The organism is Niallia sp. Sow4_A1 (genome assembly GCF_052116745.1).
In the GTDB taxonomy this organism is placed as follows: Bacteria; Bacillota; Bacilli; order Bacillales; family Cytobacillaceae; genus Niallia; species Niallia hominis.
The window spans coordinates 94637-109639 of record NZ_JBQKKM010000001.1 but is presented as its reverse complement, the minus strand read 5'-3'; the positions used below and the strand labels follow the sequence as shown (position 1 = coordinate 109639).

Genomic DNA, 15003 nt, shown 5'->3' with positions numbered 1-15003 from the left:
AAGAAAATCTTTTTATACTTATAAGATAAATTGCTATACTATACAAAGACCAATGTTAAAAGAGGAGTATATTAAAAATGGCCATAAAAAATTTTTTCAATAAAATATTTACATTAATTGAGCTTATTAGATTACCTTATATTAAACGAGCAACAGATAGAGAATTTAAAATGATTAATTCATATACTGACTATTTTAAAAAGAAAGCTATACTACATAACACTATATTATACCAGTCTCATAATGGAATGGGGATGTCCGATAGTCCTTTAGCTATTTTTAAGGAACTTATTTCCCATCCAAGCTACAAGGGTTATAAACATATATGGGTCGTAAATGATATAAATAATCCCACGATTAATCAATATAGTTCTATGTCTAATGTTAAATTTGTTAAACTTCATAGTGATGAGTATTTAATGTATCTTGCTTCTGCAAAATACTTAATTAATAACCATTCATTTCCAAGCTACTTTCAAAAAAGAGAAGAGCAAATTTATGTGAATACATGGCATAATACACCTTCCTTATATGATGAAAGCTCTAACTATGGGAGAGTTTATGCAAATACTCAAAGAAATTTCTTACAAGTAGACTACCTACTTACAGATAGTTTGCAAAACGCAAAAAATTTGATGGGTTCATATGATTTAGATGGTATATTCAAAGGGAAAATTTTAGCAGAAGGCTACCCGAGAATTGATTTGGTTTTGAATTCAAATAGTCAATTGGTTAAGAAACAGTTATCAAATTGCACCACCTATAAGAGCAATCAGAAATTAATCATTTATTCTACAACATGGAAAAATGAGTACTTCAGTAAACAAAATGATGATATAAAACTAACAGATTTCCTTGCACAACTAAAGCTGAATATTCCTACAGGATTTCAACTTTTACTAAATATTGAGGGACTTCCTCCTGCTACTATAAATGAAAATTTAAAGGATCTCATAATTCCTTCCTATATGGACATAAATGAAATATTATCTATTACAGACTTTCTTATTTCAGATAATATGCATATTATAAATGACTTTGCTTTTACAAATCGTCCAATAATATTTTTTACTAACGAAGAAGTTGATTCTTTTGAAATTCCAGTTAAAATTTGTACAGATTTAACTGCTGTTACTAAAGCCATGAGAAACATGTCTAATACCTTAACTTCTGACATAAAATATGGAAGTGAAACGAGTAAGATAACACCAAAAATTATAGATTCCGTTTTAAACAACAATTCTTCATGGAAAATCTATAGTATAGCAAATGAAAAAACCAATTTAATTTTCTATTGTGGAGGTTTTTTAAATAACGGTATTACCACTTCTGCCATTAACCTTATAAACAATATTGATTACGATAGGTTTAATGTGATTGTAGTGGACAATATAAGAACAGACAAAGCATCCATTGAGAACTTCAAAAAAATTAATCATAACGCAACAAAGTTAATTAGAGTTGGCGCTATGAATATTTCTGTAAGCGAATGGTATATCCATCATTACATCACTAAAAAAGGATTAATTAATAACCGATTAGAAAAATATCTTCCTTTTAACTTATATAAAAGAGAGGCTCAAAGGCTTTTCGGTAATATAGATTATGATGTGGCCATAGATTTTAGTGGATATGTTCCATTTTGGTCATTTATATTTGCTTTCGGGGGATTCAAAAAGAAAGCAATATACCAACATAACGATATGCATGCTGAATACTATAAGAAAATCAACAATAAATTTAAACATAAACAAAAGATGAATCTAATTTTTCCTATCTATAAATATTTCGACAAAATAATTGCTGTTTCCAAAAATACAAGAGATGAAAATATTAAAAATCTTTCTAAATATATGGAAGAGACCAAAACAGTTTATGTTCATAACTGTATAGATTCAGAAAAAATTAAGCAACAGATCAAAGTAAATGAAGAAATGGTTTTGGAGGAGACTACCTTTTTACTCTCTAGCAAGGACATTTCTGATGGAAATTTGCAAATTAAAGGTATAAAAAAACCAACTAAGAATAAAATTAACTTTGTTACTATGGGAAGACTTTCTCCTGAAAAAGATCATGAAAAATTATTAAGGGCATTTAAAGAATTTTATACGAAAAAGAAAGATAGTATGTTATATATTATTGGCGAAGGAGTTCTTGAGACACAATTAAAAGAATTGACTTATAATTTAGGATTACAAAAAAATGTAATCTTTACAGGCCAATTAACAAATCCGTATTCTCTAATTAGCCAATGTGATTGTTTTATTCTTTCGTCTAATCATGAAGGACAGCCTATGGTGCTATTAGAAAATCTTATTATTGGCATGCCTATAATAGCTACAGATATACCTGGAAATAGAAGTATTTTGCAAGAAGATTATGGATTAATTGTTGAAAATAGTGTAAATGGATTAGTTCAAGGTATGGAACAATATTTGAATAATAATCTACCAAGATTTAATATGTTTAACTATACGTCTTATAATAAAGAAGCATTAGATAAATTTTATAAAGAAATTCTTTAAACAGAAAAAAGAATCTCCAACTTTTACACTAGTAGGAGATTCTTTTTTCTATCATTATAAATTCGCTAACATGTCAATCCATTTTTGTGATATTTCTTTTTCATTATATCTTTGGACAACTTCTGGACCATTTTCAGACATTCTTTGATACAATTTTTTATTTTTTAATAATTCAATTACAGCTTTTGCAGTAGCATCTATGTCATATTTTTCTGTTATAATGCCATCTACTCCATTTCTAACTACTTCGTTTGGGCCATACCTTGTATTATAAGATACAATTGGAGTTCCACAAGCTAAAGCTTCGTTGATAACTAGTGGAGATCCCTCATATAAAGAGGTCATTAACATAACAGAAGCTTTCTGTAATTCTGCTATTGGATTATCGGTAAAACCCTTGAGCTGGATATTATTTTCTAGATTCAATTCTTTAATTTGATTTTCTAACTCTTTTTCTAGCGCACCATATCCGTATATGTGGTACTTTACATTAGGAATTTTTTTTGCAACCTTTTTTATAACTTGTATAGCATCTTTTAAATTTTTTTGTCGATGATATCTTGCTAAAGAAATGACTAAATTCTCTTCCCTCGTTGTGTGAAATATCTCCACTTTATTTTGAAAATGTGGTATAACTACCATTTTATTTTCATGACCAAACACCTTACTTATATCTTTATATTGTTCATTAGTAAGCACTACTAATTTATCTATACTGTTAATATTTTGAAATAGCGGTTCACAAGTTGGTTCCAATTTCGTAATATCATCATATGGAGTTTTAAGATGCACGTTATGCAAAATAAAAATTTTCTTTAAATTTTCATGCTTTATATTCATAAATGGAAGAACAAATTCTCTTTTATCTATAAAAAGCACAGGATTACTAAACATATTTACTATTCCTTGTAACCAACCTGCTAATAATTCTAATTCATTTTGGTATTCTTGACCATTAATATGATAAAAGAAATTAGTTTCTTTTCCTGTATTTATATCAACTTTTGTAGATAGCACTGATGTTCCATCAGGTGAATAATAACAATTAAAAGCTGGTTTATTTTTTAATTTATCCATATGTATTACTTTTCTAGTATTTCCATTAGAATCAAAAATTTCTTTTCTAACCCTTGTCCACGGCACCTCAAAATGATCAACAAATTCAATGTTATTCTCTCTGTATAACTCATACATTACATAATGACCAGACTTATTAAAACATCTATAAACATTAGGGTTATTTTTATCCTGATATCTCATGTTTTCATCCAAAAATCTTGCTTCTTTTGAGTTATTAATATAAGTTTGATTATTTATAAATTGATCCGTTGATTCAAACAAGTTGAAAATTTTTACTTTTTGATCTATATTTCCGTTACTCTTATGATACTCTACTAGTTCGTTAAAATTGGGATGATAATTAAAAGTACAAATTATTACCTCATTATATTCTTTTATAAGCGCGTTCACACGATGGTATATTGCCTTAGTTACTCCTCCATTTTTTTTAAATATATTTCCCATTACCATTATAGGAGTTAGATTACTATTTTTCATAAAACAACTCATCCTTATTCTTATTTTAACCTTTTTAACCCTTTATAACTTTTACTAACCATATATATTTTGGGAAGATGTTGAATAAAGGACATCTTCCCTATATTGTAAATAATTAAACCTGAATATAACTATAAAACATTTCCATAGCAGACTTATTATATTCTACGTAGTCAAACTTCTTAAATGTTGGTTTTACTTCTCTCATTTTTTTTAAGCCTTGCACTAAACCTTCTATACTATTCTCCACTAATTCTCCATAGCCATTCTCTAGAACACTTCTATTCCCTGGTATATCTGTTGCAACAATAGGTTTATTTAAGATTAAACATTCCAACAGTACCATAGGCTGTCCTTCATGGTTAGAAGATAAGACGAAACAATCGCAATCTTGTATTAAGGGGAATGGATTATCTAATTGTCCCACCAGATGAATTTGATCATTTAACCCAAAAGACTTAATAGTTGATCTTATCTCCTCTTCTAATTCTCCCGTACCAATAATATATAACTCTGTATCCTTATACTCTTTATGGAATTCTGCGAATGCCTTAATCAATTTAATTTGATCTTTCTCTGGAGACATGCGCCCCATGGTTACAAAGTTAAATTTAGATGTATCAGGTACTTTTATTGCATTACCATCTAGGATTTGATTTATGTCCCCATTTTTCTCAATATAATATTCTTTGTTATTCACTTGCACTTTTTCCACTGAGGCAATGGCGTTAAGGACATATTGATAATTAATAGAGTTATGAACATAAACCATTTTTTGATCACTATTGACCACTAGATGAGATAAACCTGCTTTATTCTTATTTCTTGTATGCTTAGATACCGCAATAACATGATCATACTTATTATAAAGCGGAAAAATAACACTTAGATTTTCCTTATGTTTATATTCATTATCTACGATTTTATCATATTCCTCCATCATATCATTATGTTGGAAAATAGCTTTTTTGGAAATATCATTCGCTGCAAAAAGAATACTCCAAAATTTAACATAACCGCTAAAGTCAATTGCTATATCTATATCAACTGTCCCAAACATGCGTTTGAATTCTCTTTTGTACATAGTAATAATATCTTCTTCTAGATAATTCATTGGACCTTTTTTATAAAATTGTTCAGCTGCATAAGCAAATAATTGATTTTGACTTTCTAGCTCATTCAATGAGACATTCATACTTCCAACTCTATATAATTTCTTCACATGATTATTTAACTTCATGAAGTTTTTTGAACTTTCTTCATCAAATTCTGATTTGTCCGCTACAATAACATTGTATCTCTCGTAATCAATATTATTCATCAGATTGACAGCAGAAGTAGTGACTCCATTATTTAAGAAACCTCCACAATACATAACAATTGTTTTTTTATCATTTTTTACCGAATAAGTATGTTGCTTATTCTCGAAAAATACTGTATCAATTACTCTTTGTGTGCTAGCACCGTCTTCTAAATATAAAAATTCATTTATACATTTGTCCAACTTTTCATTAAATACGTCCTGATAATTTGATGCATTTTTAATCTCTTTTATCACACTTTCAATGGTAGAACAGATAGCCCCCGGCATATCATCTAAGTTTAAATAAAAACCTCTATCACGTTCGTATTCTTCTCGATCATAGGCATAAAAGATAACCGGTTTTTTTGTTGCTAAAAAGTCAAAGAAAATACTTGAATAGTCCGTAACAAGAATATCTACATCACTAAATAACTCATTACTATCAATTTTATCCGGAACTACATCGAAATCTAATTTGTTTTGCTTTATATATTTCTGCATTAACGTATGAACTTTTAATAAAATGACATATTCTTTCCCTAGTACTGACTTAAGCTTTCTCATGTCTCTTATTATCTTATTGATTTCACCAGAAACATTCCCAACTTCGCCCCTCCATGTTGGGGCATAAAGAATCACTTTTTTATCTGTTTTAATATTTAATTTATTAGCAAGTACATTGTTATCTTCTTTCACCAAGTCAATCCGTGGGTAACCTGATTCAATTATCTGTCCATTATATATTCCCCTTAAATCATGAGAATCAATAATTTTGTCGATGGTAAATTTATTAGGTGAAACTAAGTAATCTGTATGTAGAAAATTTCTCATGAGATTCTTATGCTGACCTAATGATCCTTCCATATCTTTACCTAATGTTTTTAATGGCGTACCATGCCATGTATTAACATAAATTTGCCCTTCTTTTTTTATAAAGTAAGGAGGAAAAGATGTATTATTAATTAAATATTTACAAGAAGCTAAGTATTGGAGATATTCCTCTGAGTTTACTCTAACAAATTCCACATTTGGCAAATTGAGATACTCTTTAGGGCAATCGTTTAAGTTATTTAGTGCCCAAACATGATGAAAATCAGAGAACCTCGGATCCTTAATTAGTGTTTTGAAAATTGCATAAGGATTACAAGTCATATTTTTCCCGTGGAAACTTTCATAAAAAATAGTATTATCTCTGACTTCCAAAATCTCATAATAATTTGTATAATCAACTACTTGACTAAAACTCTTATTTGTAAAATACATTTTCTCAGTGTTAGTTGAAATATCTCTATTCTTTCTAACAATTAATTCTTTCTTTTCAATCATTTCTTTCTTAATTAAAGTATTAAATTTAGTCTTTTTTCTAGATCTTCCATTTGGGTCTGTTACATTAATTTCATAACCAGTTATTTTTTCCACTGTTTTCCTAGCTAATCTTAGTGGTTTTAAGATATTTTTCTTCAAGTTTATTTCCCCTTATACGGTGATATTAATTTTAACTTTTACCTTACGTTTCTTTTTTATTCTATAGAAAATAATTCATTAAGAATAAATCATATTTAATATTCAACCATTATTATAATGTTTTTATATACTTAATTCTACCGTTTAGGCAAGATAGATTAATTCCCCATAATAAAAAGGGGAACGCTCCTATTTCCCCTAAAAGTAACAGTTAAATATTATTTTGCTCTCCTACAAGTTTTTGCGTTAGCTGAATTAAATAATCCTTTAAGGGTTCACTAAGATCTTCACGCTTTAACGCAAATTCAATTGTAGTTTGAATAAAACCTAATTGTTCTCCAACATCATAGCGATTGCCCTCAAATTGATAAGCAAATACTCTTTGGATTTGATTTAATTTCTCAATTGCATCCGTCAACTGTATCTCTCCACCTGCTCCTATCTCCTGCGTTTCAAGAAAACGGAATATCTGAGGTGTGAAAATATACCTTCCTATAATCGCTAAATTCGAAGGAGAGGTACCTTGCTTAGGTTTTTCAACAAATCTACTAACTTGATATCTTCTACCAACCTGGCTTGCAGGGTCAATAATTCCATAGCGATGAGTTTCTGATTCTGGAACACTTTGAACACCAATTACCGAAGATAACGTCTCATCGTATTGTTCGATTAATTGCCCTAAACATGGCTTTTTACTATCAACAATATCATCACCTAAAAGAACCGCGAATGGTTCATTTCCAATAAAATTTCTAGCACACCATACAGCATGTCCTAGACCTTTGGGTTGTTTTTGTCGTATATAATGGATATCTACATTTGCCGATTCCTTTACTTTCGCAAGTAGCTCGAACTTTTCCTTTGCAACTAGATTTTCTTCTAATTCCAACGAATTATCAAAATGGTCTTCTATCGCCCTTTTACCTTTTCCTGTTACAATAATGATATCCTCAATTCCCGAGGCAACAGCTTCCTCTACAATATATTGAATAGTTGGTTTATCTACAATAGGCAACATTTCTTTTGGCATCGCTTTAGTTGCTGGTAAGAATCTAGTTCCAAGTCCGGCAGCTGGTATTATGGCTTTTTTCACTCTACTCATTCATTAGCCTCCTTAAGAAAAATAATAATATATTTTATTATTTTTACCTCTTTTTGTCCAACATAACTTCTATATATTATTTTTCCCCTATATTCTCAATAATATTTATTATCGCTTGTATAAATTCAACTTCTTATGATGCATATTAATAGAATAGCGATTAGATTTTGCATTAAGCAACTATTCAAATTAATTATACCTTTTATTGATTCTTTCTGGTATTCTTATATTAGTTATCAATTTTTGTCAAGATATGGAGGATTTAGAAGAATGGATACTAAAAGGCCCAAAAAAAAGAAGCGTAAATGGCTACGAATTACCCTAATAGTAGTATTATTACTATTAATAGGTGTTGGAATTTATATATATAGTGTTTGGAACTCTTTAAATAATGCTGTTGAAACTATGCAGCAACCAATTGAACGGGAAACTTCTAAACGAGATAAAACATTAAGTTTGAATAACAAAGAACCCTTTTCCATATTAATGCTTGGTGTTGATGAACGTGATGGAGATAAGGGACGTTCTGATACCATGATTGTGGTCACAGTTAATCCTGAAAAGAAATCAGCAAAATTATTAAGTATTCCTCGTGACACTCGTACAGAAATCATAGGGCATGGAACAACTGATAAAATCAATCATGCATATGCTTTTGGCGGTGTCGCCATGGCAATGGATACAGTTGAAAATTTCCTTGACATTCCTATTGATTACTATATGCAAATTAATATGGAAGGTTTTCAAGATATCGTTAATGCTGTAGGTGGAGTTACAGTAAATAATGACCTCGATTTCACCTATGAAGGAGTACATTTTAAAAAAGGAACCCTTACATTAAACGGAGAAGATGCATTAAAATTCTCACGAATGAGATACGACGACCCTAGAGGTGACTTCGGCAGACAACTTCGACAAAGAATGATTATTGAAGCTGTTGTGAAAAAAGGGGCTAGTTTAAATTCATTAACTAATTTTCATAATATCTTTGAGGCACTGGGTAAAAATATAAAGACAGACATCACTTTTGATGAAATGGTTGATATCCAAGCTAATTATAAAAGTGCTGCCAATAATATCGAACAATTAACTATCACTGGTACCGGGCAAACAATTAACAAAGTTTGGTATCTAATTGTAGATGAATCAGAAAAAACTAAAATCCAGAATACATTAAAAGAACATTTAAATATAAAGTAAATATAAAAAAGAGCGATATCAAACTTTAGGAGTTGATATCGCCTTTTAATACTTCTTTCCATACTCTTTCTGATGATTTTCCACATTCTAAATAGCAAAACCTTTTGTAGAAGTTTTCAAAATCAACACTTAAACCTTCTAATTCAGCAACCTTTATCGCACCAATCACTTCTTTCGTTGTTTTCACAAGAGGACCTGGAGCTTTTTTTTCAAAATCGAAATAGAACCCTCTGAGTTTATCGCGATATTCCTCGATATCATATACATAAAAGATCATTGGTTTTCTTAAGTTAGCATAATCAAAAAATACAGAAGAGTAATCTGTCACTAAGAAATCTGAGATCAGATAAAGTTCTCTAATATCTTCATAATTTGAAAAATCATATGCAAACCCCTCATATGGTGTTAAATCAAAATTTTCCGCTACAAGATAGTGCATTCTAAGTACTACGATGTATTCATCACCTAATTGCTCTCTCATTAAAGGCAAATCTAATTCTAAATTAAATTTATATTTGCCCCTTCCATAAAATTGATTATCTCTCCATGTTGGAGCATAAAGAATAATCTTTTTATCTGATGGTAATTTAAATTGAACCTTAAGTTCCTCTATTTTTTCATTCGAATTATCTCTATATAATACATCATTTCTTGGATAACCCGATTCAATCATTTTCTTTCTAAAATCGAACGCTCGCTCGAATATTTCAGAGGAATACGAATTGGGGGATATTAAATAATCCCACTTGGAAGACTCTTTAAGAAAATTCTCCTTATATTTAATTGTATCTGTTCCTGGCATATGTACCTCATCCATATCAGCTGCTAATTTTTTTAGAGGTGTTCCATGCCATGTTTGTATGTACTTAGTGTTTCTTGGTTTAGGTATCCATAATGGAAGCCTACTATTGCTAACCCAATAGTTAGCTCTCGCCATCACAAACATCCATTTAATAGAAAATCTCTTAACAACCTCTACATTCTTACCTTCGAAATTGTGTAGATATCTTTTGTCTACACTCCAATATAATTTATAATTAGGATAATTTTCTTTCATATATTCGTATAATGCGCGAGGATTGTCACTATACTGTTTTCCTAAAAAACTCTCAAAAATCACCGTATTTTTTTTTACTGGTAGCATACTTGTTAATTTAAACAATACTTTGTATATTCTTTTTAACATTTTTTTATTTTTCCACTTCTTTAATTTAATTTTAATTTGACTATTCCATTCTCTTCTTCGATTATACACATAAATTTTTGTAGATAAAAACTTTTTTGACTTTGTCTGTTTTACAATAATTTTCCTTTTAAGCCCTTTTATATAGATTAACGCTTCATGACTTATATCTTCAAAGGGAGAAACTTGAACTCGAGGACTATATTTTTCAATTATTTTTGTATCTTTTTCATAAGTTTCTTTTATGTAAAACCTAAAAAACTCTAAACCATCTGTCTGAATATATTTTGGCAAAAACATCTCACCACTATAATAATAAAGAGAATAGTCTTTTTGGAATTCTTTTGTATCCAATATTCTCAAAGGCATTTCTTCCATTAATTCACTATCGTGATTTGTAACTACTAAATATCTTTTAGGGTTAATTTCATTTTTTTGTTGAGTATTAATAACATAACCAGAAAAGGATAATAGACCTTCTCTATCTAGATGGACCTCACTCACTCTTGCAATTATACCATTTCGTATTGTTTTAAAAGATAAATTATATTTATTTGTTGTATATGGATAAACAGTCTTTCCTAAGGACTCATATATATATAACTTAAATTCTAATGGCTCATTCTTGCTTTTTAATCGATATTTTGATTCTGATTTTCCATTATTTATTATTATATATACATCCAGTACATCTATCTCACTGAAAAAAATTTTATTTTTTTCTAAGTCAATTTCTGCTTCCATTAATGCATGGGAATTTTTAATTTTTTTAGTTTTTACAGGAAACACTAATTTTTTTCCTTGATTATTTCTTTTATTAAGTTGTAGTAACAGTTTATTTCCATCTAGCAAATTGAGTTTTATATCAAATGATATTATCATCTCTGTTTCCATAACATTTAAGCTACTTAAAATTATATGAGGTAATTCCTTTTTCAAATTTCACATCTCCTAATTTATACTACACGTTATGTTTTTTATTATTACTATTGATAATATAGAGAATAAACTAGTCTTATTATGTAATACTAAAATTACATATTTATTCCGCCAAATTACAAATTATTTGTATTTACTTGTCAGTTTAAAGGAAGTGCTTTAATATATAAGAATGAAATAAATCCTAATACCATCTTTACCAAGTTTCCATCTTAATAAAATAAAAAAGAAAATAATATTTAGGCTCATACTTAAAATAATTTATTTAAATAGGAGGCAAACAATGAAGAAAGTAATTACTTATGGAACCTTCGACTTATTACACTGGGGCCATATTAATATCTTAAAGAGAGCTAAGGAATTAGGCGATCATTTAACAGTTGCCCTTTCCAGCGATGAATTTAATGCCATTAAAAATAAACAAGCATACCATACTTATGATAATCGAAAAATGATTTTAGAAGCAATTCGTTATGTTGATGAAGTAATTCCTGAGCATGATTGGGACCAAAAAATAAGAGATGTTGTAGATCATAACATTGATATTTTTGTTATGGGAGACGATTGGGAAGGAAAATTTGACTTCTTAAAGGATTACTGTGAAGTGGTTTATCTTCCAAGAACGGTTGGGATTTCCACAACAAAAATTAAAAAGGACTTATTTAAAGTAAATGGTTAGAGAGTTAACCATTTACTTATACTTAAAACTATTTTCTTTTCTATTTGGAATTGCAAAACTATTTCCTTTACAGAAGAAAATAGTTTTTTGTGTGTCTTTTGTTGAAAATACTACTCATCTCTATGAGGAATTAAAGAAAGATTACCCAAACATCCAATGCATTTTATTAACAGATGATAAAACTCATCCTTTTTTTAAAGAACGGATTACAAGAGATACGGTTTTGCACTTCTCTCCAAAACATCCTTTATCTTTCCTTAAAGGAATATATTTTTTAGCAACATCTCAAGTGATTATATTAGATAATTATTATGGTTTCTTATCTTCTATCACATTCAAGAAAAATGTAAAAAAAATACAGATTTGGCATGCGAATGGCGCAATTAAAACTTTTGGCTGGAAAGACTTAAGTGTCAAAGATCGTTCAAGTAAAGCGAAAGAGAGATTCGCAGCTGTCTATAAACAGTTTGACTATATTCTGTCTGGTTCAGAAAAAATGTCTGCTATCTTTTGTGAAGCCTTCTCTGCTTCCTCCCGTCAAATACTACAAATGGGAATACCAAGAACAGATATTTTTTTTGATAAAGAACATATAGAGAAAGTGACAAGCTCCTTTTATAAAAAGTATACCAATCTAAAAAATAAGAAAATTATTCTCTATGCTCCAACTTTTCGAGAAAATGAAGCAGAATTATCTAATCAAATTCATTTAGACCTTCCCTATTTAAAAAATGCTTTAGCATCAGAGTATATCATTCTTGTTCGTCTTCATCCTAGCATTAATAATCAAATAGATTTTAGTGACTATAACGGCTTTGTTTATAATTTTTCTGATTACCCTATTTTGAATGATTTATTATTTATTACCGACATATTAATAACGGACTACTCCTCTATACCTTTTGAATTTTCATTTTTGCAAAAGCCAATGATTTTTTATCCTTATGATTTAGAAGAATACAGAAAGACTCGAGGTTTTTGGGTACCTTATCATGAACTTGTTCCTGGTCCCATTGCTTTTTCAACCGAAGAGATCGTTGAAATCATTCACCATTCTTCTTTTCAATTAGAAAAAATTGCTGATTTTCATCAAGAATGGAATACGTATTCAATTGGCAGCTCTAGTAAGAATGTTGTCGAAACGATAAATAACTGGTTAATTTAATAAAAAATGACCTTTAGCACTTTGGCTAAAGGTCACTTTTTATCCATCCGACATTTCTCGGGAAATACTTGTCAGCTTTTGTTGATAATTTTAGTGTTTTCAATGAATTTAAACGCGGTATATATATACTATAAGAAAAAATAGTAGAAAGGATGATAAATATGAAAATAAAAGCTGGAAGCTGGAGATTACTAAGTTCTCAAGATAAGCAATTTATTTTACAAACTGTTTGTTCCCTTTCTCAATATAAGGGAAAAGCACATGCTAATTAAGCCTCATATAGTTCAATTGGTAACCCATCAGGATCTGCAAAAAAGGAAAACTTTTTGGCTGTAATTGGATCAATCCGAATTTCTTCAACTGTAATATTGCTCGATTGTAAATATTGTACAGTTTCTTCTATGTTATTCACTTCAAATGCAATATGACGTAAGCCAGCAGCCTCAGGATAACTTGGTCTTTCCTTTGGATTAGGAAAAGAAAAAAGTTCAATTTGATAAATATCATTTACTAAAAGGTCTAGCTTATATGAGTCTCTTTCTTCTCTGTATACTTCGTTTAGTGGTTTAAAACCTAATAGATCAACATAAAATTGTTTAGAAACTTCGTAATTACTACAGATAATTGCTATATGATGAATACGATTTACATTAAACATTTTTTAGCTCCCTTTGTGTTAAATACGATTGCTGAGACAAGCTATCCAACCTAAAATAAGACCGGAGTGTTAGAAAAAAGCGAAGAAATTGTATTGATTCCTTCGCCTTCAGTATTATTTATTATGCCATTTCCAAGCACTTTCAATAATTGTCTCTAAGCCTCTTTCTGCTTTCCAGCCAAGTTCGCTGAATATTTTATCTGAAGAAGCAACTAATCTTGCTGGGTCTCCTGCTCTTCTATCACCAAGAATTACGTTCGCTTTTTCACCAGTAACCTTTTCACACATTTCAATTACTTGTTTTACAGAATAGCCCACCCCATTGCCAAGATTATAGGTTTCTGCTTTCTTTGTTCCATTTAATAGGGCGTCTAATGCAGCTATATGAGCATTGGCTAAATCTGTTACATGGATATAATCGCGAATACAAGTCCCATCTTCTGTTGGATAATCTGTACCAAAGACAGAGATAGACTCTCTTTCTCCCAATAATTGCTGTAAGATAATCGGAATTAAATGTGTTTCCGGATCATGATTTTCGCCGATTTCGCCTGATACATGAGCACCTGCGGCATTGAAATAACGTAATACTACATAATTAAGTCCATAAGCTGCATGAAAATCAGCTAAAATTTGTTCTACCATTAATTTTGATCTTCCATACGGATTAATAGGGGAAGTTTCTGATTTTTCTACAATTATTTCCTCCTTCGGAATTCCATATGTAGCCGCAGTAGATGAGAATATAAAGTTTTTAACATTATGTTTTAACATGACATTTAATAATGTTAATGTATTAGCAACATTATTCTCATAATACTTATACGGATCTTGAACAGATTCACCTACTAGACTAAAAGCAGCAAAATGCATGACTGCTTTAATTGGATACTTCGAAAAAATGGATTCTAAGTCCTCCACATTTCCTAAATCACCTTTTACGAAAACTGCACGAGAATCAACAGCTTCCTCATGTCCGGTAGCAAGATTATCTAGTACTACCACTTCTTCCTTTTCCACCAATTCTTTGACTAGATGGCTACCAATATAGCCAGCTCCACCTACTACTAAAATCATAAGAATAATTCTCCTTTAAATTACAATTTAAACTCTTTCCTATTTTATCACATCTTTTACATTTATTATTCTTATAAGAAGTTAAATATAATAACTTAAAAAGAAAAACCTATATTGATACCTTACTCTGTCAGATAAAAATTAAAATAAT

10 protein-coding genes are annotated in these 15003 nt (G+C 29.7%); 4 read left to right on the top strand and 6 right to left on the bottom strand.

The genetic code is table 11. The features are described 5' to 3' along the window. Positions 1–77: 77 nt before the first annotated feature. Positions 78–2525: a glycosyltransferase gene (locus ACTQ5K_RS00490; protein ID WP_251627624.1), complete on the top strand. Its 2448-nt coding sequence runs from the start codon at positions 78–80 to the stop codon at positions 2523–2525. A 54-nt stretch (positions 2526–2579) separates the two neighbouring features. Here the strand turns inward: ACTQ5K_RS00490 and ACTQ5K_RS00485 are convergent, their stop codons facing one another. The 3 genes from ACTQ5K_RS00485 to galU form a co-directional block, all read right to left on the bottom strand. Then, positions 2580–4082 (bottom strand): glycosyltransferase, encoded by a 1503-nt coding sequence (locus ACTQ5K_RS00485; protein WP_016202182.1) that lies wholly within the window; start codon positions 4080–4082, stop codon positions 2580–2582. A 115-nt stretch (positions 4083–4197) separates the two neighbouring features. Further along, positions 4198–6849 (bottom strand): glycosyltransferase, encoded by a 2652-nt coding sequence (locus tag ACTQ5K_RS00480; protein ID WP_016202181.1) that lies wholly within the window; start codon positions 6847–6849, stop codon positions 4198–4200. 211 nt (positions 6850–7060) lie between these two features. Next, positions 7061–7951: a UTP--glucose-1-phosphate uridylyltransferase GalU gene (gene galU, locus ACTQ5K_RS00475; RefSeq protein WP_016202180.1), complete on the bottom strand. Its 891-nt coding sequence runs from the start codon at positions 7949–7951 to the stop codon at positions 7061–7063. A 270-nt stretch (positions 7952–8221) separates the two neighbouring features. On the opposite strand from galU, the gene tagU reads away from it, so the two are divergent. Beyond that, on the top strand, positions 8222–9151 hold the full coding sequence (gene tagU / locus ACTQ5K_RS00470; RefSeq protein ID WP_016202179.1) for a polyisoprenyl-teichoic acid--peptidoglycan teichoic acid transferase TagU: 930 nt from the start codon (positions 8222–8224) through the stop codon (positions 9149–9151). A 25-nt stretch (positions 9152–9176) separates the two neighbouring features. On the opposite strand, the gene ACTQ5K_RS00465 is transcribed toward tagU, so the two are convergent. Next, positions 9177–11273: a CDP-glycerol glycerophosphotransferase family protein gene (locus tag ACTQ5K_RS00465; RefSeq protein WP_016202178.1), complete on the bottom strand. Its 2097-nt coding sequence runs from the start codon at positions 11271–11273 to the stop codon at positions 9177–9179. Between the two features lie 283 nt (positions 11274–11556). Here ACTQ5K_RS00465 and tagD point away from each other — a divergent pair, with 283 nt between their 5' ends. Together tagD and ACTQ5K_RS00455 are read left to right on the top strand one after the other, a co-directional pair. Further along, on the top strand, positions 11557–11952 hold the full coding sequence (gene tagD, locus ACTQ5K_RS00460) for a glycerol-3-phosphate cytidylyltransferase (RefSeq protein ID WP_016202177.1): 396 nt from the start codon (positions 11557–11559) through the stop codon (positions 11950–11952). After that, positions 11945–13117 carry a CDP-glycerol glycerophosphotransferase family protein gene (locus tag ACTQ5K_RS00455; protein WP_285846402.1) on the top strand — a complete coding sequence of 391 codons (1173 nt, stop codon included), beginning with the start codon at positions 11945–11947 and terminating at the stop codon, positions 13115–13117. The genes tagD and ACTQ5K_RS00455 overlap by 8 nt, the downstream gene beginning before the upstream one ends. A 268-nt stretch (positions 13118–13385) precedes the next feature. Here ACTQ5K_RS00455 and gloA2 read toward each other — a convergent pair whose 3' ends face one another. After that, positions 13386–13775: an SMU1112c/YaeR family gloxylase I-like metalloprotein gene (gloA2, locus tag ACTQ5K_RS00450; RefSeq protein ID WP_169189145.1), complete on the bottom strand. Its 390-nt coding sequence runs from the start codon at positions 13773–13775 to the stop codon at positions 13386–13388. Between the two features lie 114 nt (positions 13776–13889). Further along, on the bottom strand, positions 13890–14852 hold the full coding sequence (galE, locus tag ACTQ5K_RS00445; protein WP_016202175.1) for a UDP-glucose 4-epimerase GalE: 963 nt from the start codon (positions 14850–14852) through the stop codon (positions 13890–13892). Positions 14853–15003 lie beyond the last annotated feature (151 nt).